The organism is Actinocorallia aurea (assembly GCF_054783995.1).
Genome location: NZ_BAAGPQ010000028.1, coordinates 219,618 through 242,243, shown reverse-complemented (window position 1 = coordinate 242,243; position 22,626 = coordinate 219,618). Strand labels below are relative to the sequence as shown.

22 protein-coding genes are annotated in these 22,626 nt (G+C 73.4%); 12 read left to right on the top strand and 10 right to left on the bottom strand.

Features of this window, described 5'->3' with window-relative positions; translation table 11 throughout:
• Nucleotides 1-60 precede the first annotated feature (60 nt).
• The 3 genes from ACYVOM_RS31995 to ACYVOM_RS31985 form a co-directional block, all read right to left on the bottom strand.
• Nucleotides 61-1,095, bottom strand: a complete 1,035-nt coding sequence (locus ACYVOM_RS31995) for a hypothetical protein (protein WP_460307281.1) — start codon at nt 1,093-1,095, stop codon at nt 61-63.
• 1 nt (nt 1,096) lies between these two features.
• Nucleotides 1,097-1,600 (bottom strand): SigE family RNA polymerase sigma factor, encoded by a 504-nt coding sequence (locus ACYVOM_RS31990; RefSeq protein ID WP_460307280.1) that lies wholly within the window; start codon nt 1,598-1,600, stop codon nt 1,097-1,099.
• Between the two features lie 197 nt (nt 1,601-1,797).
• Nucleotides 1,798-2,262, bottom strand: coding sequence for a MarR family winged helix-turn-helix transcriptional regulator (locus ACYVOM_RS31985; protein WP_460307279.1), 465 nt, complete (start codon nt 2,260-2,262; stop codon nt 1,798-1,800).
• Between the two features lie 83 nt (nt 2,263-2,345).
• On the opposite strand from ACYVOM_RS31985, the gene ACYVOM_RS31980 reads away from it, so the two are divergent.
• A complete protein-coding gene (locus tag ACYVOM_RS31980) occupies nt 2,346-3,194 on the top strand; it encodes an alpha/beta fold hydrolase (protein WP_460307278.1) in 849 nt (282 codons plus the stop codon).
• A 152-nt stretch (nt 3,195-3,346) separates the two neighbouring features.
• Here the strand turns inward: ACYVOM_RS31980 and ACYVOM_RS31975 are convergent, their stop codons facing one another.
• Together ACYVOM_RS31975 and ACYVOM_RS31970 are read right to left on the bottom strand one after the other, a co-directional pair.
• Nucleotides 3,347-4,189 (bottom strand): alpha/beta hydrolase family protein, encoded by an 843-nt coding sequence (locus ACYVOM_RS31975; RefSeq protein WP_460307277.1) that lies wholly within the window; start codon nt 4,187-4,189, stop codon nt 3,347-3,349.
• 169 nt (nt 4,190-4,358) lie between these two features.
• Nucleotides 4,359-4,877 carry a response regulator transcription factor gene (locus tag ACYVOM_RS31970; protein WP_460307276.1) on the bottom strand — a complete coding sequence of 173 codons (519 nt, stop codon included), beginning with the start codon at nt 4,875-4,877 and terminating at the stop codon, nt 4,359-4,361.
• Nucleotides 4,878-5,223: 346 nt separating this feature from the next.
• On the opposite strand from ACYVOM_RS31970, the gene ACYVOM_RS31965 reads away from it, so the two are divergent.
• From ACYVOM_RS31965 to ACYVOM_RS31950, 4 genes are all read left to right on the top strand, one after another.
• Nucleotides 5,224-5,631, top strand: a complete 408-nt coding sequence (locus tag ACYVOM_RS31965) for a four-helix bundle copper-binding protein (RefSeq protein ID WP_460307275.1) — start codon at nt 5,224-5,226, stop codon at nt 5,629-5,631.
• 206 nt (nt 5,632-5,837) lie between these two features.
• Nucleotides 5,838-7,445, top strand: a complete 1,608-nt coding sequence (locus tag ACYVOM_RS31960) for a class I adenylate-forming enzyme family protein (protein WP_460307274.1) — start codon at nt 5,838-5,840, stop codon at nt 7,443-7,445.
• Complete coding sequence (locus tag ACYVOM_RS31955; RefSeq protein WP_460307273.1) at nt 7,438-8,253, top strand: crotonase/enoyl-CoA hydratase family protein; 816 nt, start codon at nt 7,438-7,440, stop codon at nt 8,251-8,253. The genes ACYVOM_RS31960 and ACYVOM_RS31955 overlap by 8 nt, the downstream gene beginning before the upstream one ends.
• Nucleotides 8,254-8,407: 154 nt before the next feature.
• On the top strand, nt 8,408-9,010 hold the full coding sequence (locus ACYVOM_RS31950) for a TetR family transcriptional regulator (protein ID WP_460307272.1): 603 nt from the start codon (nt 8,408-8,410) through the stop codon (nt 9,008-9,010).
• Nucleotides 9,011-9,222: 212 nt separating this feature from the next.
• Here ACYVOM_RS31950 and ACYVOM_RS31945 read toward each other — a convergent pair whose 3' ends face one another.
• On the bottom strand, nt 9,223-9,843 hold the full coding sequence (locus ACYVOM_RS31945; protein WP_460307271.1) for a TetR/AcrR family transcriptional regulator: 621 nt from the start codon (nt 9,841-9,843) through the stop codon (nt 9,223-9,225).
• A gap of 55 nt (nt 9,844-9,898) precedes the next feature.
• Here ACYVOM_RS31945 and ACYVOM_RS31940 point away from each other — a divergent pair, with 55 nt between their 5' ends.
• Both ACYVOM_RS31940 and ACYVOM_RS31935 read left to right on the top strand, forming a co-directional pair.
• On the top strand, nt 9,899-10,714 hold the full coding sequence (locus tag ACYVOM_RS31940; protein ID WP_460307270.1) for an oxygenase MpaB family protein: 816 nt from the start codon (nt 9,899-9,901) through the stop codon (nt 10,712-10,714).
• The gene (locus ACYVOM_RS31935; RefSeq protein WP_460307269.1) at nt 10,711-11,448 is read left to right on the top strand and encodes an oxygenase MpaB family protein; all 738 of its coding nucleotides are present in this window, start codon (nt 10,711-10,713) and stop codon (nt 11,446-11,448) included. Before ACYVOM_RS31940 ends, ACYVOM_RS31935 begins: the two co-directional genes overlap by 4 nt.
• Nucleotides 11,449-11,473: 25 nt before the next feature.
• On the opposite strand, the gene ACYVOM_RS31930 is transcribed toward ACYVOM_RS31935, so the two are convergent.
• Nucleotides 11,474-12,598, bottom strand: a complete 1,125-nt coding sequence (locus ACYVOM_RS31930) for an FAD-dependent oxidoreductase (RefSeq protein ID WP_460307268.1) — start codon at nt 12,596-12,598, stop codon at nt 11,474-11,476.
• A 57-nt stretch (nt 12,599-12,655) separates the two neighbouring features.
• Here ACYVOM_RS31930 and ACYVOM_RS31925 point away from each other — a divergent pair, with 57 nt between their 5' ends.
• Complete coding sequence (locus ACYVOM_RS31925) at nt 12,656-14,320, top strand: BTAD domain-containing putative transcriptional regulator (RefSeq protein ID WP_460307419.1); 1,665 nt, start codon at nt 12,656-12,658, stop codon at nt 14,318-14,320.
• Nucleotides 14,321-14,367: 47 nt separating this feature from the next.
• Here the strand turns inward: ACYVOM_RS31925 and ACYVOM_RS31920 are convergent, their stop codons facing one another.
• Nucleotides 14,368-15,783, bottom strand: coding sequence for an MFS transporter (locus tag ACYVOM_RS31920; RefSeq protein WP_460307267.1), 1,416 nt, complete (start codon nt 15,781-15,783; stop codon nt 14,368-14,370).
• Nucleotides 15,784-15,886: 103 nt separating this feature from the next.
• On the opposite strand from ACYVOM_RS31920, the gene ACYVOM_RS31915 reads away from it, so the two are divergent.
• From ACYVOM_RS31915 to ACYVOM_RS31900, 4 genes are all read left to right on the top strand, one after another.
• Complete coding sequence (locus tag ACYVOM_RS31915; protein WP_460307266.1) at nt 15,887-16,483, top strand: TetR/AcrR family transcriptional regulator; 597 nt, start codon at nt 15,887-15,889, stop codon at nt 16,481-16,483.
• Between the two features lie 89 nt (nt 16,484-16,572).
• Entirely contained in the window at nt 16,573-19,314 is a 2,742-nt protein-coding gene (locus ACYVOM_RS31910; RefSeq protein WP_460307265.1) for a LuxR C-terminal-related transcriptional regulator, read from the top strand.
• A gap of 116 nt (nt 19,315-19,430) precedes the next feature.
• Complete coding sequence (locus ACYVOM_RS31905; RefSeq protein WP_460307264.1) at nt 19,431-19,976, top strand: allene oxide cyclase barrel-like domain-containing protein; 546 nt, start codon at nt 19,431-19,433, stop codon at nt 19,974-19,976.
• Nucleotides 19,977-19,978: 2 nt separating this feature from the next.
• Nucleotides 19,979-20,977 carry an aldo/keto reductase gene (locus tag ACYVOM_RS31900; protein ID WP_460307418.1) on the top strand — a complete coding sequence of 333 codons (999 nt, stop codon included), beginning with the start codon at nt 19,979-19,981 and terminating at the stop codon, nt 20,975-20,977.
• Nucleotides 20,978-21,211: 234 nt separating this feature from the next.
• On the opposite strand, the gene ACYVOM_RS31895 is transcribed toward ACYVOM_RS31900, so the two are convergent.
• Together ACYVOM_RS31895 and ACYVOM_RS31890 are read right to left on the bottom strand one after the other, a co-directional pair.
• The gene (locus ACYVOM_RS31895) at nt 21,212-21,406 is read right to left on the bottom strand and encodes a ferredoxin (RefSeq protein ID WP_460307263.1); all 195 of its coding nucleotides are present in this window, start codon (nt 21,404-21,406) and stop codon (nt 21,212-21,214) included.
• A gap of 8 nt (nt 21,407-21,414) precedes the next feature.
• Nucleotides 21,415-22,626 (bottom strand): cytochrome P450, encoded by a 1,212-nt coding sequence (locus ACYVOM_RS31890; protein ID WP_460307262.1) that lies wholly within the window; start codon nt 22,624-22,626, stop codon nt 21,415-21,417.

Here is a 22,626-nt window from a genome sequence, read left to right as displayed (position 1 = left end):
CGAATACGCTGCTCTAGGTAAAGGGTCTCGACGGTCACGGCAATCCCAGAGCGGGCCGGCTCACTCGTAGACCTTGAGGGTCCATGCGCCCATCGGGTCGGGGCTCTTCATGAGCCGGGCGATCTCGGCCCGGTCCGCGGTCGGGCTCGTCGAGGCAGGGAAGACCGCGATCTCCAGCCTTCCGGGTTTCGCCGACCAGTGGACGCCGGACGACTCGGCGGCCTCGCACGGGATCGGCTGGGAGATCTTGCCGTCGAGCCAGGTGACGGCCCAGGCGGCGCCTTCGGTGCAGACCAGGTGGAGGTCGACGCGGTGGCCGTTCGTCCGGACGGGTGTGCGCTTGGAGTCGGCGATGCCGGTGCTCGTCGCGATCGGGTTCCGGCCCGCGGTGGGATCCTCGTGCTCCTGCGGTCCGGGGTGCTCTCCGCGCTCCTCACGGGCCTGGCAGTGCGGGCTGGTGCAGATCCCGCTGTAGACCGCCACGGTCCAGCCGCCGCGCTCCCGCACGGCCTCCGACAGGTAGCGACCGGCGGAGGCGGCGTCCAAGATGTCCGTCCTGACGCCCTCGCCCGTGGCGAACAGATCGACCGAGACGGGCACTCCTGCCGTGGTCTCGCGGTAGGAGGAGCCGCCGTTCGGCTCGGTCGGGGGCGTGTCGGGCGTCGGAGGGGAGCCGCACTCCGCCGCGCTGCGGCCCAGTTGGTAGGTGGTGCCCGGCTGTTCGCAGCGGAAGACGATCAGCGACGTCGGGCCGGTCGGGGTGAAGGTCAGGCGCGCGGCCTGGTTGAGCGTGTCGTACCTGACGGCGGTCACCAGGCTCATGCCCTCCTGGCTCGCGGGGAGACCCGTGACGGGGCGGCCGGTCAGCAACGGTGCCGCGGCAGGCCGGACGAGCTGCGGCGCCGTCCCCCCCGAGGGGGCCAACACGAGCACGGCACCGGTGCCGAGGGCGACGGCGCCGGCCCCTGCGGCCAGGCGGCGACGGCGGCTGCGCCTGACCCTGCGCCGGATCTGGTCGAGACGGTCGGCGGGATGGTCGATCCCGGGGCGGGCGGCCTCCATGGCCGCGCGGAGATCCCGCATGCTGGGTGACATCTCAAAAACTCCTGTCCGCGAGGGTCTCAACGATCTCCGGGTCGATCCGGAGCTTGGCCAGGGCCTTGCTGGCCTGGCTCTTCACGGTCCCGGCCGAGCAGCCGAGGATGCCCGCGACCTGTGTCTCGGGCAGATCCTCGAAGAAGCGGAGCACCAGCACGGCCCGCTGGCCCCGGGGCAGCCGTCCGAGCGCGTCCCACAGGAACGCCCGGTCGTCGAGGTCGCCCGTCGTGTCCGGTGACTGTGCGAGTGGAAGCGGCTCACTCACGGGGATCTCGCCCCGCCAGCGCCGCCGCGTCCAGGAACTGTAGGTGTTGACCATGATCCGGTAGACGTACGGATCGGGGTCCTCCTCGATCCGCCGCCAGGCCGTCCAGGCCTTCGCCAGGGCCGTCTGGAGCAGATCCTCGGCCAGTGCCCGGTCCCGGCAGATCAGGTACGCGGTGTGCAGCAGCCGGGGCGAGCGCTCCCGCACATAGGTCGCATATTCGGGGGGTTCCCGCATCTGTCAGCCGCCTTCCTCAGGACTTCGCGACTAAGACCACCGAGCACCGGAAAAAGGTTGCCCGGCCCGCCGGAATCACCGGTTCGCGGCGGGATGAGCGCGAGCAGCAGGACCAGCGGGCTCTGGCGGGCCGGCTGGTCGGGCGGCATCGGGCTCCCTCGGCCGCTCCGGCGCCCGCACTGGTGGCGGCCGCGAGGTCAGCGGGAAGGGCCCTGCTCTGGACGGCGGGCGACGATGTCGGCGGCGGTGGCGAGGAAGCGTTCGATCGCGGCGCGGTCGCTCGCGGAGAAAGCGCGGAGCGCGGTGACCATCTCGGTGATGAGGGGGCCGAAGAAGGCCCAGCCGAGGGCCGCCGCCTCGTCGGACACCTCAAGGAGGACGCGTCGGCGGTCGTCGGGATCTCGTGCCCGCCGGACGTGGCCGAGACGTTCCAGCCGGTCGATCAGCGCGGTCGTGCCGGCCGAGTTGAGGCCGAGCCCGCGACCGAGGCTTCCCGGTGTGGCGGGCTCCCCGGCCCGCGCGGCGTCCAGGAGCAGGATGAGGGCGCGCAGATCGGTCGGGTGGAGGCCCTGGCGCTGGGCGAAGGCGCCCGCGAGCAGGTCGAGCTTGACGGTGAGGGCGCGCAGCCCGTGCACCAGGCGCATTCCTTGCTCGTCGTCCATCTCCGGTTCCTTCCGCACGCGTCTCCCGGCGCATAGTATCTCGCTCAACGAGATACTTGCTCGCCGAGATGATGGAGACCGCCGTGTCCGGTGACCTCGCCCCCTTTTTCGCCGCGTACGACGCCGTGCTCGACCGCTGGCCCGTGGCTCACGAGGTGTTCGATCTGGAGTCGGAGTTCGGGACGACCCGGGTCATCGCGTGCGGTCCCGCGGACGGGGAGCCGCTCGTCCTCCTGCACGGCGGGGGCACGACGTCGGCGGTGTGGTTCGCCAACGTGGCGGAGCTGAGCAGCGCGCGGCGCGTCTATGCCGTCGACAGGATCGGGGAGCCGGGGCGCAGCCTTCGGGGCGAGCGGCCCCCGCGGTCGGTCGACGATCTCCTCGCCTGGCTCGACGGCGTCCTGACGGACCTCGGCGTGGAGCGCGCCGACCTGTGCGGGCACTCCTATGGCGCGTGGATCGCCCTGACGTACGCCCTGCGCGCTCCGCACCGGACCCGCAGGCTCGTCCTCCTCGACCCGACCCAGTGCTTCGCCGGGTTCGCCCCCTCCTACCTGCTGCGCGCCCTGCCGGTGCTGCTGCGCCCGTCCGCCCGGCGAGCCCGGGCCTTCCTGGCCTGGGAGACGCGAGGGGCTCCGGTCGATCCGGAGTGGCTGCGCCTCTACTGCCTCGCCGCGGAGTTCCCTGGCGTCAAGGTGATCACCGGCGGCCGTCCCGATCCCGCGATCCTGCGTGCTTCTCCCGTCCCGGTGCTCGTTCTTCTCGCCGGGAACAGCCGCGCCCATCGCGTCGGCCGCGTGGAGACCGCGGCCCGGCGCGCCCTGCCCCGCGCCCGCGTCGAGGTCCTCCCCGGGCTCTCGCACCACGGCATGCCGTTCCACGGCGCCGCCGCGACCGACCGCGCGATCCTGCGCTTCCTCGCGGCCCCCTGAGCCCCCGGTACCGCCGGAGGCCGCCGAGGATCGAGCAGGCCGCGATCGCCGGTGGGACAGGAGAGGACGCGCTTGAGCTCGGCGGCGCACGCCGGGCGGCTCGGGGCCGACGGGCGTCGCGCTCGCGGCCTCGCCACGTCGTCCGAGCCGGCCTAGGGGTTCGGGGTGCGGAGGGGGGCGAGGAAGGCGATCACGGTGCGGGTGAGGGACACGCGGTGGTCGGAGAGGGCGTGGTCGGTCTCGAAGACGTGGTGTTCGAGGGCGGGGCCGGGACGCGCGGTGTAGGCGGCCACGAGCGGGTGATGGTGGAAGGCCGCGGGGGTGACCTCGTCGCGCGTACCGCTGCCGACCAGCAGCACGGGGCGGCCCGTGAGCTCCGGAGCCAGCCGGGCCAGCCTCCAGGCGTCGCCGGCCGCCTCCATCTCGGCCACCAGCGCTTCGGCGGAGGTGCCGCGGAGCGGCAGCAACTCGCCGGCGAACGCGGCGGCCAGGGCGCCGCGTGCCGCGGGGTCGCTCCGGGTCGCCGCAGCGGCCGCGCCGAGGTCGAAGCCCGCGATGGAGGCCACCGCGCACACCCGCTCGTCGGCGGCGGCGGTCATCAGCGCCGCGAACCCGCCCAGGCTGTGCCCGACGAGCGCGACCCGCCCGGGGTCGAGCCGGTGCTCGGCGGCGAAGGCCGGCTCCCGGACGGCGGCGGTGACGGCCGCCGCGTCCTCCAGCACGTGCGTCCACGAGTACTCGCCCGGCACTCCCCACGAGCCTCGGTAGTGGAACACCACCGCCGCGTACCCCGCCCGCCGCAGCGCCTGCGCCAGATCGAAGTTCCGCTCGTTGCCCGGAAACCCGTGCAGCAGCACCACCGTGGGATGCGGCCCGGGCCCGGCCGGCAGATGCAGCACCCCCAGCAGCAGCTCGCCTCCGCTGGCGAACGCGACCGCCAGCGTCCCGGCGGGCGGTCCTGCGTCCAGCGGCGGATCCTCCAGGAGAAAGTCCACGGCCATCCCGCCTTACACATGAGAACGATCGGTTCGATCATGAACCTAGCAGCAAATAGAACCGATCGGTACCATTATGGCCGCCGGAGCGGGTGCGCGGTTCAGGACGTGCCGTCCTCGGCCATGGCGGCCCCGAGGTCCTTGGGAGGCAACGGATGCGGGGGACGGCTCAGCGGGAGCCGACGAGCCCCGACTCGTAGGCGATGATCACGAGCTGGGCGCGGTCGCGGGCGTCGAGTTTGGTGAGCAGGCGGCCCACGTAGGTCTTGACGGTGGCCAGGCTCAGGTGCAGGTGCGCGGCCATCTCGGTGTTGGACAGGCCGCGGGCGATGAGCGTCAGGACCTCGACTTCGCGCTCGGTCACGCCGTGCAGGGTGCGGCGCAGCGGCCGGCCGGGTTCCGCCGGGCGTGCGGCGAACTCCTCGATGAGGCGGCGGGTCACCCGCACGTCCGCGGTGCCGGGGTCGCGCAGGATGCGGCGAGTGGCCTCGACGCCGTCCACGTGCGGCATCCGCACATCCATCAGGACGACATCGGGCGCCAGGGCGCGGGTGAGTTCGACGGCCTCGGCCCCGGTGGCGGCCTCGCCCACGACGGCGAGATCGGGGGCGGTCTCGATGAGGGCTCGGAAGCTGCCGCGCAGCAACGCCTGGTCGTCGGCCACCAGCACCCGGATCGGCGCGTTCAACGGCCGCTGCCGCGTTCAACGGCCGCTGCCATGAGCGCGCGAGAGCGTGGCCTCGACGGCGAAACCGCCTTCAGGACGGGGCCCGGCGCGGAAGGACCCGCCGTGTGTTCGCGGGGAGTCCACGGCCGCGGCATCGGATCGCCGGGCCGCCGCGTTCCTGCTGTCGATGGCGCTGATGGAGATCCGCCACCTTTCCGGATCCGTCCGGCGCGGAAGCGAGGATGCCGCACCGGGCGAGGATCTCGTCGGCCGGGCACTGTCGAGGAAGCCCGTCTACGAGAGTTTCAGAAGTGATGAAAGGGGCACGGGCTCAATAGACGGACGTTCCACGCGAACGGAGATCGTCATGCCCGTCCTAGAAATGATCAGGACCTACCCGGCCGACATCAACCTCGACCGTGACCTCATCGCCGACACCGTGAGCGTGCTCATCGACTGCGCGCAGGCCTGCACCGCGTGCGCCGACGCGTGCCTCAGCGAGCCCGACCTGGCGATGCTGGGCAAGTGCGTGCGCACCAACCTGGACTGCGCCGACATCTGCGCGACGACGGCCAAGATCCTCTCGCGCCACACCGGCTACGACGCCCGCATCAGCGTGGCCCAGCTGAAATCCTGCATGGTCGCCTGCGACACCTGCGCCGACGAGTGCGCCGTGCACGCCGGGCACCACGCCCACTGCCGGGTCTGCGCCGAGTCGTGCCGCGCCTGCTCGGCCGCCTGCGAACGCCTCATGGACGCGATGATCACGACCTGAGGCCCGCGGCCTCCAAGTAGCCCGCCGACCGCGGGCGGGGGCCTCGCGCACCCTCGGCCGCGCCGAACGCGAAGACCCGCTCGCCCTGCACGGCCATCGCGCGGAGCGGCGCTGCGGCCTTTCGATCGTCGGTGCCAGAGTATTGATCACACCATGATTACGGTGTTATTTTTCCTGCGCACCCGGGGCGACGGAGGGAGATCCGCATGGACGAAGCGCAGGCCACCGCCTTGCAGTTCGCAGGCCAGGACATCCCCTGGCTGCTGCGGAGCTGGGCCGAACGGCAGCCGGACAAGGCTCTCCTCATCTGGGAACCCCGCCACGGCGAGGGCGCGACGTGGACCTACGCCCGGTTCTGGGCCGATGTGCGCAGCCTGGCGGCCGGACTCGCCGGGCGCGGCGTGGGCAAGGGCGACAAGGTCCTCCTGCACTCCGACAACTGCCCCGAGATGGTGCTCGCCTGGTACGCCTGTGCCACCCTGGGCGCCGTCGCGGTCACCACGAACACCCGCAGCGCCGCGAGCGAGGTCGACTTCTTCGTGCGCAAGACCGGCTGCGTCGGGGCCGTCACCCAGCCCCGGTACGCCGCCGTGGTGCGGGAGGCGGCTCCCGGCCTGCCCTGGATCGCCGTCACTCGGGACAACGGCGGCGAGGAGCCGACGGCGCGGGAGGCCGACCACGGTCTCGATTCCTTCGCCTCCCTCTACGGCGACGGCGACGCGCTCCCCGACCGCGAGCCGGAGCCCATGGCCCCGGCGGGCATCCTGTTCACCTCGGGCACCACCTCGCGGCCCAAGGCCGTGGTGCACACCCACGCCAACGCCCTGTGGGCCGGCCGCGTCGGGCCCACCAATATCGGGATGACGGCCGACGACACGTACCTGGTCTACCTCCCGTTCTTCCACGTCAACTCCCAGAGCTGGGCGCTGTGGACGACCCTGGGCGTCGGCGGGACCGTGGTGCTGCAGCCCAAGTTCTCCTCCTCGCGCTTCTGGGAGGTGGTCACCGGCCACGGGGTCACCCACATCTCGCTGCTCCCGTTCGTCATCAACGCGGTCCTCGGCGGGCCCGTCCCCGAGCACGCGCTCAAGGTGGGCGTGTTCGGGCTGATCGTGCCGGAACTCGAAGCCGCCCTGGGCTTCCGCGTCGTCCCCGCCTACGGCATGACCGAGACGGTGGTCCACGCGACGACGGCCGGCCCCGGCGTCCCGCCCGTCACCCGGTCCATGGGCCGGCCCACCCCCGGCTACGAGATGCTCGTCGTGGACCGGGAGACCGGCGAGCCGTGCGCCAAGGACCAGCCCGGCGAGCTGTGGGTGCGGGGTACCCGCGGCATCCAGCTCTTCCTCGAGTACCACGACAACCCCGAGGCCATGGCCAAGAGCTTCACCGCCGACGGCTGGTTCAAGACGGGCGACATCGTCCGCTGGTCCGACGGCGGCAGCCTCGTCTACAGCGAGCGGGACGCCGACCTGCTGAAGGTCGGCGGCGAGAACGTCTCGGCCCGAGAGGTCGAGGACGTCTGCCGTCAGGTGCCCGGCGTCGCCGACATCGCCGTCGTGGGCCGGTCGCACCCGATGCTGGACGAAGTGCCTGTGGCCTTCGTCGTGCGGGGTCCCGCGGCGGAGGGCGACGACGCCGCGTTCGGCGCCGCCCTCATCGGGCGCTGCGCGGCGACCCTCGCCGACTTCAAGGTGCCCAGGGCCGTGCATGTCGTGGCCGACTTCCCGCGCGCCACCCTGGAGAAGGTGGCCAAGAACAAGCTCCGCGACCTGGCCGAAGAACTCGCCAAGGAGGCCGACGCCCATGTCTGAACCCACCCCCGCCCCGCTCGTCCTCGTCGAGGCCGACGGCCCCGTGCTGACCGTCACCATCAACCGGCCCGAGAAGCGGAACGCCACCAACGCCGAAGTGCTCTGCCGCCTCTACGACGCCTGGGTGCGGCTCGACCGGGACGACTCCCTGCGGGTCGCCATCCTCACCGGCAAGGGCAGCACCTTCTGCGCCGGCATGGACCTGCGCGAGATCCTCCGTCTGCGCGAGGGTGTGCGGGACAACGAGTGGATCATCCGGTTGCAGGACGAGCCCGGCATCTCGCTGCACGCTTACCTCAAGACCTACCGGCCCACCAAGCCCGTCATCCTGGCCGCCGAGGGATTCTGCCGCGCCGGGGGCACCGAGATCCTCCAGGGCACCGACATCCGCGTCGCCGGGGAGAGCGCCGTGTTCGGCGTCACCGAGGTGCAGCGCGGCCTGTTCCCGATGGCCGGCTCCGCGGTGCGCCTGCGCCGTCAGATGGGCTACGCCGTGGCGGCCGAGATGCTGCTGGCCGGAGAGGACCTGACGGCCCGCCGCGCCCACGAGCTCGGTCTGATCAACCACGTGGTGCCCGACGGCCAGGCCCTCGCCAAGGCCCGGGAGATCGCCGACCGCATCGCGCGCAACGGGCCGCTCGCCGTACAGGCGATCCTCGCCACGCTGCGGCAGACGGAGAGCCTGTCCGAGGAGGACGCCTTCGCGATCGAGATGCCCCTGGGCGGTGCCGTCATGCAGTCCAAGGACGCCGTGGAGGGCCCGCGGGCGTTCCTGGAGAAGCGCGAGCCGGTCTTCACCGGAGAGTAGCCCGGCGGTCCCGGCCCCGTCGGTGAACTACCGTGGTCACCGGCGGGGCCGAACGCGGCAGGGTGCGAAGGCGTGCCGCCGAAGGGAGACGAGGCAGACCGATGGCCCTGGAACGCACCGGCGCCACCGCCCCGCACGGGGAGGGGTCCTGACCGTGGCCGGACGTCCCGCGTTCGACCTGGACGCCGACGAGATCGTCCGGGCCGCGGTGGAGATCCTCGGCGAGCAGGGGCTGGACGCCGTCAGCATGCGGACCGTCGCGGCCCGCCTCGGGGTCTCTCCGGTGCCGCTGTACAGCCGGGTCGGCAACAAGGAGTCCCTTCTGGACGCCATGTCGTGCCACCTCCTCGCCGGCTCCGTCCCCGGACAGGAGCCGGACGAGCCTTGGCAGGACTACGCGCTCCGCTGGGCGACGGCGCTGCGCGACCGCCTCCTGGCCACCACCGATCTGCTCCGCCTCCTGGGACACCGCAGCTCCCCCTACGTCGAGGTCTCCCGGCCGCTGCACGCGGCGCTGCGCGCGGCGGGGTTCCCCCCGGACGCCGCCACCCGCGCCTGCCGCCTGGTCGTGTGGACGGCCGTCGCCGGCACCCTGGTCGAACCCGCCCGCTTCGAAGGCCGCGGCGGTACCGCCCGCAGCCGCGCCGCCGCGCCTCCCGCGATGTCCCGAGCCGAGTCCGACCACCTCTTCCGGCTCCACCTCCGCTACCTCGTCGAGGGCATCGAACGAGACGCCGCCCACCCCGAAGAGCCCTGACCGTTCCTGCGTCCGGGACCCGGCCATGCGCGCGCACGGCCTCCTGTTTCCGTTCGCTTCGCCTCGGTACTCGCTGCGGGAACGCTGCGCCCACGGTCTCGGCCGTGAGGTTCAGCCGACGGGTGACGGCCGCGAAGTTGTCGGCGACATACCCGCCGAAGTAGGCGGGGTCGTCGGAGTTGATCGTGGCCAGGACCGAACCCTGGCTTCGGCTACCTGGCCTCGGTGGGGAAGAAGAGGGCGTCGGTGAAGCGGTGGATTTCGGGGGCGGGGTCGGGGAGGGCACCGGTGAGGTGCTGGACGACCAGTTCGGCGAGGCCGCCGAGGTAGGCGGTGACGAGGAGGTCGGTCGGCGGGCGGTCGAGGAGGTCGGCGACGAGCGCGGCCAACCGGCGGAAGGAGGCGTTGCGGCGGGCCAGGATGACGGGGCCGCCGCCCACCGCCTCCATGGCGAGCATCCTCGTCAGGTGGGGCGCCGCGGCGAGCATCTCCAGGGCCGCGTCCAGGGCCGCGTGCAGCCGGACGCGCGGCTCGTCTCCGGTGCCGGTCCCCTGCCCGGCCGTCGGCTGCGCGGTCTCGATGAGGACGTCGAGGTCGTCGTAGACGGCGAGGAAGGCCGCCTCCTTGCCGTCGAAGAGCTCGTAGAAGGTCTTGGTAGAGACCCCGGCCCGGCGGGTGATCTCGGTGACCGTGGCCTTGCCGTATCCGCGGGCGGCGACGGTCTCGGCCGCCGCGTTGAGGATGCGCGCACGCTGCGCGGACCCCACCTCGGCGCGGGCGAGGCCGTGCCGATGCCGGGGAAGGGTCACGTAAGTGAACACTTGCAGCACCATGCCCTCCAGGTTATCGTCCTAAGAGAAACGTAATCTTTTCTCTTAGGGGAACGGCATGCGAACCGGACTGTTCGAGGACACGGCAACCATCCGGCGGATCACCGCGGAACCGCAGACGGTTCTCGGCGGAGCCTCCGCGCTGCTGCTCCAGCTGGCGCACCCGAACGTCGCGCGAGGGGTCGCCGAGCACAGCGACTTCAAGGACAATCCGCGCGTACGCCTCTACTCCACCCTCGACTACCTCGGCATGGTCGTCTTCGGCACGAAGGAGGAGGCGCACAGGATCGCCTGGCACGCGATGCGCGCGCACGACCGCGTCCAGGGCCCCGGCTACTCCGCGCACGACGCCGAACTGCTCACCTGGGTCTTCGCGACCCTCTACCACCAGGCACGGGACTTCCACGAGCGCCTGCACGGCCCCCTCGACCCCGCCACCGCCGAACGCCTCTACCAGGAGTCCGTCTCGCTCGCGACGCTGCTGGGCGCGCCCCGCGAGGCGGTGCCCGAGGACGCCGAGGCCTTCGCGCGCTACTGGGCCGAGCAGATCGCCTCGCTCCAGGTGGGCGACGTCGCCCGCGGGGAAGCCCAGGCCGTCCTCTACCCCCGGCAGTGGTCGCTGCGGCCGGCCGCCCCGCTCAACCGGCTGATCACCGCGGGGCTCCTGCCCGAGCCCATCCGGCGCCAGTACGGGCTGCGCTGGAGCCCCGCGCACGCGCTGGCCTTCCGCCTGCTCGTGTCCGCTCTGGGGGCCGTTCTGCGCCTGGTGCCGGAGCAGGTGCGGCACCTGCCGGTCCGCGGGCTCGTCCGCGTCGCCCGCAGGACGCGCTGGCAGCGGTACCAGGGGCGGCGGCCCGTCGCGTCCGCCGCGTGAGCGAGGAGTTCGGGCCGCGCTCAGTGCTGCGGCGCTACGCCGGGGACCGCCGCTACGGGCTCGTCATGCCGCGGGCGGCGGCCCTGCAACTGCTGCACCCCGCGATCGCGGCGGCCGCCGTCGAGCACCACCGCTACGCCGGATCCCTGTGGCGGCAGCAGGCGCGCGCCGTGCCGCGGGCGGTCGCCGTCGTCTACCGGGCCGACGCGGCGGCCCGGGTCCGCCGGGCGCACCGGCGGGTCGCGGGGCAGGACCACGCAGGCCGCCGCTACGACGCCCTGGCCCCGGACGTCTTCTTCTGGGAGCACGCCACCTACGTCGACGCGCTGATGACGATGATCGACCTCTTCGACCGGCCGCTCACGCCGGACGGACGCGAACGCCTCTACCAGGAGTGCCGCGTGTGGTACCGGCGCTACGGCGTCAGCGAGCGCGGCGTCCCCCCGGACCACGCGTCCTTCACCCGCTACTTCGCCGAGGTGTGCGCCGACGTCCTGGAGGCGAGCCCGGCCCTGGAGGAGTACCGCGAGCAGCTCCTCCACCCGGACGTCTGGCTGCCCCGGCTGCTGCCCGAGGGGCTCGTACCGGCGCTCCTGCCCGAGCGCGCCCGCGACCTCCTCGACCTCACCGTCACCCCGTCGGACGAGCGAAGGCTGCGGGCCTACGCCCGCACCGTCGGCACCGCCTGGCCGCTTCTCCCCCGTTCCGTCCGCCGCTGGCCGGCCGCGCGCTGAGCCCGGCCGGCCCCCGCGATGCGGGTCATCCGGCCGGAACGCCGGCCAGCCTGTTGCTGGTGGCCCTGATGAGGGCGGGCAGGGCCGCCTTGGTGACGGCCGACGGGGCCAGCGCCATGAGGCGCAGGGCGGGCTCGGACTGGGCCAGGGCGGCGGGGCCTTCGGCGTAGCGGGTGCGGCCGGCGACGAACGAGGCGAGGCGGGCGCGGCGGGCGCGCAGGGGGCCGAGGCGGGCGAGGCGGCCGGTGCGCACGAGGGCGAGAAGGACCGAGACGTCCTCAAGCCCCTGGTTGGCGCCCTGCGCGAGGATCGGGGGCATGCCGTGGACCGCGTCGCCGATGAGGACGCAGCGGTTCCGTCCCCACTGCCGCGGGATGCGCCGCCGGCGGTTCGGGTAGTGCTCGACGTCGGCGTCGGCCAGTTCGGCCAGCAGCTCGGGCACGGGGGCCGCCCACGAGCCGAAGCGGTCGGCGAGGTAGTCGAGCGGACGGGCCGTCGGGGCGGTCTCGGGCACGCTGAAGAACCACTGCAGGAGGCCGTCGCCCACCTGGGTGAACCCGGCGTCGCCCTGCCTGCCGAGGAGCAGGAGGGACCGCCCGCCGAGGTCGATCTTCGACGGGGTGAGCCCCTGCCATGTCGCCAAGCCCGTGGAGCGCGGGCTTTCCGCGCCGAACAGGGCGGCGCGGACGCGCGAGCGGATGCCGTCGGCGCCGACGAGGAGGTCGGCCTCGTAGGCGGTCCCCGCCGCCGTCGCGACGCGGACGGCACGGCCGTCGTCGGCGAACCCGGTGAAGCGCTCCCCGAACCTGACGGTCCCCTCCGGCAGCGCCGCGAGGAGCCGCCCGGTGAGGTCGCGCCGGGTGACGCAGACGCTCGGCGCGCCGAGCCGCTCCTCCAGTTCCGCGCCGGGCAGCTCCATCACCGGCCGGTCGCGCGCGCTCCGCAGGGAGACCCCGGACACGACGGTGCCGACGCCGTCGAGGCCGAGGTCGCGCAGGACCGTGACCCCGTTCGGCCACAGCATGACGGCTCCGCCTTCCGTGCGCGGCTCCCCCGCCCGCTCCAGCACCGTGACCTCGTGCCCGTCCCGCAGCAACCCCAGCGCCGCCGCGAGCCCGCTCACGCCCGCCCCCACCACCAGAACCCGCATCCCGGCCTCCTTGTCTACGATTTGTAGTACTACAAGTCGTAGAGCAATGTCGGCAGCCTGCCCAGGCCCAATTTCGAAGGCCCGGCGTGCGGAACCCTGCGAATATATGTAACGCTCATTGCGGCCGAGAGGCTGATGAGCGAACGCGGCTTCGCCGGCACCCCGGTGTCGGTCGTGTGCCGGGAGGCGGGAGTGCCCGCGCCGTCGGTGTACTGGTACTTCGGGAGCAAGGACGGGCTGCTCGCCGCCGTCATGGAGCGCGGCGCCGCGTGGTGGTTCGCCGGGCTTCCCGCCTGGGAGAGCCTCGAAGGGACCGCGGAGGAGCGGATGCGCGCGCTTCTGGCCGCGGGCGCCGCGGCGCTCGGCGGCCTCCTCACCTGGGCCGGCGACTGGCGCTGGAGCCTGCTCGTCAACGTCCCGGTCGGGCTCGCGCTCATCGCCGTCGCACTGAAGGCGCTCGGCCTGCGCGACCCGGAGACGAGACGGCGCCCGCTCGGCCTTCCCAGCGCGCTCCTGGTCACCGCGGCGCTCACCAGCGCCGTCTACGGCCTCGTGCACGCCGCGGAGAAGGGCTGGGGCGACCCCTGGACGATCGGGGCGCTCGTCTGCGACGCGGGCGTGCAGGTCGTCTCCGGGACCCGCACCACCGCCGACGGATTCGAGGAGACCTTCGCGGTCAACCACCTCGCCCATTTCGCCCTGGTCCGCCTGCTTCTGCCCTGGACCTGCAGGAGGGCGGCGCGGTCGGAGCCGGGTTCTCCCGGGCTGTCGGGGCGGCTGTGGGCGAGGGTGCGGACGGGGTGGGCGGGGCGCACGGGGTCGGTGGGGGGAGTAAGTGTGCGAAGTGGGGCGAAGTACGCATTTTCGCTGATGTGCGGGTGGGCCGGAGGGATGAAAATCTTTCCTGTCGGATTTGTCGGGAGTCGGCCGTCCACCCCGGGCCGCCGTGGCCTTGTGGGAGGACCCATGGACTACCAGTTGCTCGGACCGCTGCGGATGGGCGGCGCGGAGCCGCGGACGATCAGCGCGCCCAAGGTCGAGGCGCTCTTCGCCGCCCTGCTCATCCGCGCCAACCAGCCCGTCTCGACCGACGAGCTCATCGACGAGCTGTGGGGCGACGGGCCGCCGCGGCGGGCGCGCGCGGCGCTGCACGTCTATATCTCGCAGCTGCGCAAGAACGTGCTGCCGCCGGGCGGCGCGGAGATCCACACCCACGCCCAGCGGTACGTGCTGGCGGTGGACGAGACGCTGGTGGACTCCCATCACCTGCAGAGGCTGCACGCCCAGGGCGTCTCGGCGCTGCGCGACGACCCCGAGCGCGCGCTCGCGGGATTCACCGCCGCCGCCGCGCTGTTCCGGGGCCCCGTGCTCTCGGGCGTGCCGCAGGGGCTCATCGTGGGGACGTTCGCGCGGTGGGCCGAGGAGGTCCGGCTGGAGTGCCTGGAGGCCATCGCGCAGTGCTCGCTGCGCACCGGACGGCATCGCGAGCTCATCCGCGACCTGTCGCGCTGGGTGGAGGAGCATCCGCTGAACGAGACGTTCCGCGAGCAGCTCATGCTGGCGCTGCACCGGTCGGGCCGGCGGGCGGAGGCACTGGAGGCGTTCCAGGCCGCGCGCCGGGTGCTCCGCGACGAGCTGGGGCTCGACCCGCGCCACACGATGCGCCGGCTCCAGTCCGCGATCATGGAGGCCGACCCCGACCTGCTGGCCGTGGCGGGCTGAGCGCGGGCGGGGCGCGGGCCGATCGGCCCGCGCCCCGCCCGCCCCCTTCACTCCTGCGCGGCCTCGGCGCGCCGGGCGCCGGGCCCGAACCAGAAGGCCAGCGCGACCAGGAGGGCGAGGACGAGGATCCCCGCCGCCACCGTGAAGACCCCGGAGATCGTCTCGGCGGGACCGCCCGCCGCGGTGTAGGGCAGCAGGAGCACGGCGAGGCCGAGCGATCCGCCGATGGTGAGCGCGGTCTGCAGCACGCCCGCGGTGACGCCCGCGTACTCGGCGGGCGCCGTCGTCAGGATGATCATGTTGAAGGGGATGATGGCGACACCCACCCCCAGGCCCATGAGGACGATCGGGCCGAGTACCCCGGTGAGGTAGTCGCTGCCGCCGTCCAGCGCGGTGAGCCAGGCGACGCCGGCCAGGATCGGCAGCAGCCCGGCCACGCCGCGGGCCTTCAGCGAGAAGCGCGCGATGTGCTTGGTGAGCAGTTGGGTGCTCACCAGCAGGGCGAGCCCGAACGGCAGGATCGCGAGGCCGCTGCGCAGCGCGTCGAAGCCGAGCACGTTCTGCAGGTACTGCACGAGGTAGATCAGGAAGCCGGTGAGGACCGCGGCGAGGAGCAGCAGGTCGAGCACCGCGCCCGCGCGGTCGCGCGAGGCGAAGATGCGCAGCGGCAGCAGCGGGTCGGCCGCGCGCGCGTCGACGAGCAGCAGCACGGCGGCCAGGACCGCGGCGGCGGCGAGCGCCCCGATCGTCCAGGGGTCGCCCCAGCCCTTCTCCGCGGCGTGCACGAGGCCGTAGACGGCGCTGGTGAGCGCCGCGGTGACCAGGAGCGCGCTGGGAAGGCCGAGCGGGCGCCGTCTCGTCTCCGGGTCGCGCAGGCCGAGCGCCTTCAGTGCGACGGCGATGAGCGCGAGCCCGACCGGGACGTTGACGAGCAGGCTCCAGCGCCAGTCGCCGGCCCAGGTGAGGAGGCCGCCGAGCACCATGCCCGCCGACGCGCCGAGCCCGGTGACGGTCGAGTAGAGCCCGAAGGCGCGCTGCTGACGGTCCGCGGAGGAGACCGCGGCGAGGAGCGCGAGCCCGGTGGGCCCGGCCAGTGCGGCGCCGGCGCCTTGCAGGACGCGCCCGGCGATGAGGACCTCCAGGTTCTGTGCGAGCCCGGCGACGAGCGAGGCCACGACGACCAGGCCGATGCCGGACAGGAAGACGCGCCGGTGGCCGAGGACGTCGCCGAGCCTTCCGGCGAGCAGGAGCAGGCCGCCGAAGGCGAGGAAGAACCCGTTCGGGATCCACGAGCCGTCGGCGACCGACAGCCCCAGGTCGGACTGGAGCGTCGGCAGCGCGACGTTCACGACCGTGCCGTCGAGCTGGAGCATGAACTCCGCCCCGACGATCGCGGTAAGGGCCAAGGCCCAGGTACGGTCCACCGGCGCACTGGTCGGGCCGGGGACGGTCTCAGCGCTCACGGAGCCTCCAAGATGGGCGCGCATATTATGTTGAGACAGCCTCAGTTTAGGCGATGCGAGTTTAACCTGAGGCATCCTCAGTTAGTCAAGCGGGAGATCTGCCGTGGCGAAGACCAACCCGTCACCCGGGGACGGATCCGGCGTCGCCCGGCGCCCGGGACGCGCCGACGGGCGGCGCAACTACGACGCGATCCTCACCGCGGCCCGCGCCGCGTTCGAGGAGTCCGGCTCGGCCGCGTCACTGGAGGACATCGCGGCGCGGGCCGGTGTCGCGGTGGGGACCCTGTACCGGCACTTCCCGACCCGCGAGGCCCTGGTCGAGGCGGCCACCCGCGAGGGCCTCGCGGCCCTGGAGGCCGAGGCGGCGCGGCTCGCCGGCTCGCCCGACCCACTGGCCGCGCTCACCGCGTGGATGCGGGGCGCCGTGCGCCATCTCGGCACCTACCGGGGGCTGGTCGGCATCCTGGCCAACGGCGCGGAGGGCACGCCGTCGGGCGCGGTGTGCGGCGTCCTGCACGCGAGCGGCTCGGGACTGCTCGCCGAGGCGCAGGCCGCCGGGGCGGTGCGCCGGGACGTCACGCCCGGCGACGTCCTCGACCTCGTGACGGCCGCGGCCTGGGTACACGAGAACACGGGCCGTTACGACGGCGTCCGCTTCCTGCACCTGTTCCTCTCCGGCATCACCACCCACAGGATGTGATCCGAATCATAGGACCGGCCTCAGCCAGCCCCTCGCCTTGAAGTTCTACTAAATCTACTTTTTAAGTTGGGTATCCCTGGAGGTGAGTCATGACGGAGTCTCCGGAGCACGGTCCGACTTCGGCCCGCGGCGACCTGCTCGACCGGTTGGGCGCCCTCACCCACGAGGCGGGGCCGCAGGGCAGGCTCATCGCCGTCGTCGGCGAGCCCGGGTCGGGCAAGACCCACCTGCTCGCCGCGCTGGTGCGGGAGCGGCAGTGGACGGCGCTGCCCGCCACCGTGCACCGGTGCGCGCGCGACGGCAGCGGCGGGGCCGCGATCGACACGGCCCGCACGCTGCTGCGGCGGGCCCGGGCGCGCGCGGAGACGACCGAGGTCACGGTGCTGCCGCGGCGGCGCAGGCCCTCGCGCGAACTGCTGGTGCTGGAGGACGCCCACCTCGCCGACGAGCGGACGGTCCGCGAGCTCGTCGCGCTCGCGCACGGCGATCCGGCCCCGCTCGTCGACGTCGTGGTGTCGCTGCGCCCCGGCCAGGCGCCGCCCGAGCTGATCGAGGCGATCTCGCTCACCACCGCCTTCGGCAGGACCGCGCGGATCGACCTCGAACCGCTGACCGACGAGCAGATGACCGCCATCTCCGAGGTGCGGCCGTCCTACGAGCTGCGCCGCCGCAGCGGCGGCAACCCGTTCCGGCTGCGCGCGCTCCAGGCCCTGGAGCACGCCGCGCGCACCCGCGACGGCGCGGCGGTCGCGCCCTTCGAGTTCGCGGTGCTGCACGAGACCCGCGACCTCGGGCTGAACGAGCGGTACGTCCTGCACGCCGCGGCGATCCTGCGCAGCCGGTTCGACCTCGACCTGCTCTCCGAGGTCGCCGGGCTCGACCCCGTGGTGGTCTCCGCGGTCATCCGCAGCCTGGTCCGGCGCGACCTCGTGCGCGTCGAGCAGCCGATCGAGACGCTGTTCTCCATCCGCGACGAGGTGTTCGGCACGCTGCTGCGCCGCACGATCGACCCGTGCTGGGCGGCCAGCGCGCACCAGCGCGCGGTGCAGCGGCTGTCGGCGCGCGGCCAGGCCGGGCCGCAGCTCGGCTTCCACCTGGTCAGCGCCTCGGCCAAGGTGCGGGCCGGGGAGCTGGAGCAGATCGTCTCCGCCGCCGAGGAGATCCTCGACAGCGATGTCAGCGAGGCGGTCTTCTGCCTGACCCCCGTCCTCGCCGAAGCGCCTCCGGCCGACCCGCTGGGCGTCCGAGCGCGCCTGGCGCTCAGCACGGCGTTCGGCAGGCTCGGCCGCCTGGAGGAGAGCCGCGAGCTGCTGTTCCTGGTGCACGAGACCCAGGCCGAGCGCCCCGACGAGGACGCGATCGCCGCGTGCGCCGCCTTCGTCTCGGGAGTGGAGGCCGTGCTGAGCCAGGACGTGCAGACGCTCGCCCTGCTCCAGGAATACGCGCGCAGGCCGTCCCTGCGCGAGGGGCCCGCCCGCGCCCGCGTCGTGTTCGCCCGCGGATTCCGCGAGGTGATGTTCGGGGGTCCCGCCGACGCCGCGGAGGTCGCCGAGGCTCTGCGCGCCCATGACGCCGCCGACCCCGTGCGCGCCGGGCTGCTGTCCCTGATGGGGCTCACCGCGATCGCCGAAGGGCGGGTCGCCGAGGCCGCCGAGGCGGTGGCCGAGACCGGCAGGCTGCTCGACCGCCTCCCCGAGCACCAGCTCGCCCGCCACCTGGAGGCGGTGTGCACCCTTGCGCTGGCGGGCCTGTACCTCGGCCGCTACAGCGAGGCCCAGCGGCACCTGCGGCGCGGCGTGGAGATCGCCCGGCGCAGGCAGGGCACGTACCTGCTGCCGACGCTCCTGGTGATGCTGAGCGAGTCCGAGCGGCATCTCGGCCTGCTGCGCCAGGCGCGCGACTCCGCCGACGCCGCCATCATCGAGTCCGCCGTCGGCAACGCGCTGCGGCACTGCCAGGCGGTGGCGCTCAAATCCGCGGCCGAGGTGTGGACGCAACCCCCGGGCAGCGACCGGGCGCGGGCGTTGGCCCAGCAGGCGCTCGGCAGGCACACGCCGCTGCGGGTCAACGTCAACGGCAGTGCCTCGCTCGCGGTGCTGACCCTCGCCCAGTGCGCGTGGCTCGACGGCGACCCGGCGCACTGCGTCGCCCTCCTGCTCAACGAGGGCCGCGGCCCCGGCCTCCCGGGCGTCCCCTCGGGGCAGCGGACCATGATGTGGGAGCTGCTGTGCGCCGCGGGCATGGACGCCGGCACGCCCATACGGGAGTGGGCGGAGGCCGCCCGCGCGCACACGGCCGAGGCTCCCCTGCCGCACAACCTCGGCTACGCGGACCTGTGCCACGGCCACCTGTGCCGCGTGCAAGGCTCGCTCGCCGAGGCGGGCGGCCTCTATCGGCGGGCCGCCGAAACGTTCGCGTCGGTCGGGATGGCCATCGCCCAGTGCTACGCGCTCGGCCACGCGGCGCGCGCGCATGCCGAGCTGGGCCGTGCGACGCAGGCCGCGCAGTTCACCGACCTGGCGCTGGAGATCGCCCGCCGGGCGGGCGCTGAGACGATGACCGCGTGGCTGCGCGCCAAGGCCGCCGGCCCCGAGGGCGGCCCCGGCGAGCCGATCGCGGCATTGGAGGCGTTCGGCACGCTCACCGGGCGCGAGCGGGAGGTGGCGCTGCTGCTGTGCTCGGGCCTGAGCCGGCGGGAGATCGCCGAGCGGCTCTCGATCAGCCAGCGGACCGTGGACGTGCACCTGACCCGCGTGTACCGCAAGACGGGGGTCAATTCGCGGATGCAGCTCGCCCTCGCCGTCCGGCAGGCGGGCGCGGCAGAGAGCTGAGCACGGGAAAGAGTCGACATTTAGGACGGCTTTTGCGGGCTTGCCTAAGGTCGGCCTTCCGGAGGGCCGCCCGAGCGGCGGGCGGCCCGGCCTGCCCGACGGAGGCGACCGTGCCCGTGGACCTGCGCTTGCTTGCCGACCAGATCGGCCCCCTGCTGGACACCCTCGGCACCTGGGCGGTGCCGCTCGTGGCGGCCCCGCCCGCGACCGTGGACGACCGGATCGCGGGCCTGGCCAGGCCGGAGGCGGCGCTGCTGCTGCACGGGCTGACCGAGAAGGTCGTCAAGTACCACTCCACCAACCCCGACCCGACCGGCGGCACCCCCACCCTCGACGACTTCGCCGAGGTCGAGCTGGAGATCTTCGGCCCGGACGGCGAGCCGCTCGGCCGGACCGCCGGCGCGGGCCGCATGCTCTACCGGCGCGAGTCCGACGGCCACTTCATCGCCTACTTCGGCGAGCGGATCGAACTGCTGGACGGCAACGTGATCCGCGCGGGCGGCCTGGTGGACGACGCGCTGCTCACCGAGGGCGAGGCCGCGGGCTTCCCCGCGGTGGTCGTGGACGGGCCCTTGCGCGGCGCCATCGGCTTCCGCCAGTTCCGGCCGCTCAAGGACGCGCACACCACGTACGCGTCGTCGATCGTGCTGTACCGGGCGTGACCATGACGCTCACCCGCCTTCCCACCCGCAGGATCGGCGCGCTCACCGTCGGCGCCCAGGGCCTCGGCTGCCTCGGCATGTCGGAGTTCTACGGCCCGACCGACGAGCGCGAGGCGATCGCGACGGTGCGGCGTGCCCTCGATCTCGGCGCGACGCTCCTGGACACCGCCGACGTGTACGGCCACGGCGCCAACGAGGAGCTCCTCGGCAGGGCGGTGGCGGGACGTAGGGACGAGGCGGTGCTCGCCACCAAGTTCGGGGTCGTGCGGCCGGGTCCGGGCGTGGGCGCCGGCGTCCGCGGGGACGCCGCCTACGTCAGGCAGAGCTGTGAGGCCTCGCTGCGCAGGCTCGGCACCGACCACGTCGACCTGCTCTACCTGACGCGCGTGGACGCCGCCACGCCCATCGAGGAGACCATCGGGGCGATGGCCGAGCTCGTCCGCGAGGGCAAGGTCAGGGAGATCGGCCTGTGCGAGGCGGGGCCGCAGACGCTCCGGCGCGCCTGCTCGGTGGCCCCGGTCGCGGCCCTTCAGACCGAGTGGTCGCTGTGGTCGCGGGGGCTGGAGGACTCGATCCTGGCGGTCTGCCGGGAGCTGGGCGTCACCGTCGTCCCCTACGCCCCGCTCGGCCGCGGCTTCCTGACCGGCACTATCCGCTCGGCCGACCAGTTCGGCGACGGCGACTTCCGCGCGTTCGGACTGCCGCGCTTCGCCCCCGGCAACCTCGCGGCCAACCTGCCGCTCGTGGACGGCCTCTCCGCGGTCGCCGACGGCCTCGGCGCCACCGCGGCGCAGCTCGCGCTGGCGTGGCTGCACCACCAGGGCCCAGACGTGGTGCCGATCCCCGGCTCCAAGCGGCGCAGCCACCTGGAGGAGAACATCGACGCGGCGTTCCTGTCGCTCAGCCCGTCGGACCTCGCGGCGGTCGAGGCCGCCGTCCCACCGGCGGCGGTCGCCGGAACGCGCTGGAACGAGCAGAGCATGGCCTATATCGAGTCCTGATCCGGTGGATCCGGCCGCCGTCGCCCTCGGGCGCCGGCGGCCTTTCTGTGTCCCCGGCCTTTCTGTGTCCCCGGCCTTTCTGTGTCCCCGGCCTTCGGCGGCCCCGGCCTTTCGGCGGCCCCGGCCCTGCCCCGGAAGCGCTCCGGGCGTGCCGCCGCCCGGGGCACGGCAGGACGCGCCGTGTCACCCGGGCGGGGTCAGGGGTCCGGGACGCGCGCGCGTCCCGGAGCGGGGTCAGGCGTCGTGGGCGGAGACGGCCTGCGACGGGCACAGGCGCGCGGCGAGCAGCACGTCGGCGTGCGCGGCTGCGTCCGGGGCGGGGTCGGTGACCACGACCAGGCCGTCGTCGCCCTGGTCGAAGACCGTCGGCGCGGTCACGGCGCAGTGGCCTGCGGCCATGCAGCGGGTGCGATCGGCGGTGACCTTCATGGATGTCCTTACCACTCGACGGGGAGGCGGTGCACGCCCTGCATGGTGCCGCCCTTGCGGAAGGCGAGCTCCTCGCGCGGGACGGCGAGGCGGAGGCCGGGGAGGCGCTGGAACAGGACGGTGAACGCGACCTCCAGTTCCATGCGGGCGAGGTTCTGGCCGAGGCACTGGTGGATGCCGAAGCCGAACGTGAGGTGCTGGCGGCCGACCGAGCCCTCGGTCCTGCGGACGTCGAACCGGTACGGGTCGGGGTAGACATCCGGGTCGCGGTTGGCCATGGAGGACGAGACGAGGACGCCCTCCCCCTTGCGGACGGTGTGGCCGTCGATCTCGATGTCCTCCAGCGCCACCCGCACCCCGGACACGTCCGTCACCGAGACGATCCGCAGCAGTTCGTCCACGGCGGCCGGGACCCGGTCCGGCTCGGCCAGCAGTAGCTCCACCTGGTCGGGGTGCTCCAGGAGGGTGACGACGCCGAGCGCGATCATCTGGGATGTGGTGTCGTGCCCGCCGAGGAGCAGAGCGAGCGCGATCCGCAGGAGGTCGTCGCGGGTGAGGTCCGCGCCGTCCACGTGCGCGGCGAGCCTGGCGATCACGCCGTCGTCCGCGCCGTCGCGCTCCTTGGCGGTGATGAGCCGGTCGAGGTAGTCCCACAGGGCCTGGCCCGCCTGCTCGGCTCCCTCGGGGGACGTGGCCTGGAGCAGGTCGACGGTCCTGGCCTCGAAGAACTCGTGGTCGTCGTAGGGGACGCCGAGCAGTTCCGAGACCACCATCGACGGGATGGGCAGCGCGTAGGCGTCGAGCAGGTCGGCCGGGGCGCCTGCCTCGACGATCCGGTCGATGAGCCGGTGCGCCAGCGCGGTCACCTGCTCGCGGAGCGCGCGCACGTGCTTCAGGCTGAAGTCCGGCGCGAGGAGCCTGCGGTGGACGCTGTGCACCGGCGGGTCGAAACCGATGAGCGCGAGCGGCTTGAAGATGGGCGCCTCGAACCGCGGGAGCACCACCGGGAAATCCTCGCGGGACCGGTCGGCCGACATTCTCGGGTCGCCGAGCAGGCGCCGCCCCTGGGAATGGCCGGTGACGAGCCAGAGCCATTTACCGTCGAAAAGGCGGACCCGGTGCAGCGGACCCTGCTCGCCGAGTTCCTGATAACCGGGCGAGGGCTGGTAGGGACACTGCCGGTCCTGCGGATAGGCTGGCAGGTTCGTTTCGACGGTCAT

Bases quoted from the DNA above. Each gene is read 5' to 3' on its own strand.
- ACYVOM_RS31995 (WP_460307281.1), bottom strand. From the start codon at position 1,095: ATGTCACCCAGCATGCGGGATCTCCGCGCGGCCATGGAGGCCGCCCGC.
- ACYVOM_RS31990 (WP_460307280.1), bottom strand. From the start codon at position 1,600: ATGCGGGAACCCCCCGAATATGCGACCTATGTGCGGGAGCGCTCGCCC.
- ACYVOM_RS31985 (WP_460307279.1), bottom strand. From the start codon at position 2,262: ATGGACGACGAGCAAGGAATGCGCCTGGTGCACGGGCTGCGCGCCCTC.
- ACYVOM_RS31965 (WP_460307275.1), top strand. From the start codon at position 5,224: ATGCCCGTCCTAGAAATGATCAGGACCTACCCGGCCGACATCAACCTC.
- ACYVOM_RS31960 (WP_460307274.1), top strand. From the start codon at position 5,838: ATGGACGAAGCGCAGGCCACCGCCTTGCAGTTCGCAGGCCAGGACATC.
- ACYVOM_RS31955 (WP_460307273.1), top strand. From the start codon at position 7,438: ATGTCTGAACCCACCCCCGCCCCGCTCGTCCTCGTCGAGGCCGACGGC.
- ACYVOM_RS31945 (WP_460307271.1), bottom strand. From the start codon at position 9,843: ATGGTGCTGCAAGTGTTCACTTACGTGACCCTTCCCCGGCATCGGCAC.
- ACYVOM_RS31940 (WP_460307270.1), top strand. From the start codon at position 9,899: ATGCGAACCGGACTGTTCGAGGACACGGCAACCATCCGGCGGATCACC.
- ACYVOM_RS31930 (WP_460307268.1), bottom strand. From the start codon at position 12,598: ATGCGGGTTCTGGTGGTGGGGGCGGGCGTGAGCGGGCTCGCGGCGGCG.
- ACYVOM_RS31910 (WP_460307265.1), top strand. From the start codon at position 16,573: ATGACGGAGTCTCCGGAGCACGGTCCGACTTCGGCCCGCGGCGACCTG.
- ACYVOM_RS31900 (WP_460307418.1), top strand. From the start codon at position 19,979: ATGACGCTCACCCGCCTTCCCACCCGCAGGATCGGCGCGCTCACCGTC.
- ACYVOM_RS31895 (WP_460307263.1), bottom strand. From the start codon at position 21,406: ATGAAGGTCACCGCCGATCGCACCCGCTGCATGGCCGCAGGCCACTGC.
- ACYVOM_RS31890 (WP_460307262.1), bottom strand. From the start codon at position 22,626: ATGACCGTCGAAACGAACCTGCCAGCCTATCCGCAGGACCGGCAGTGT.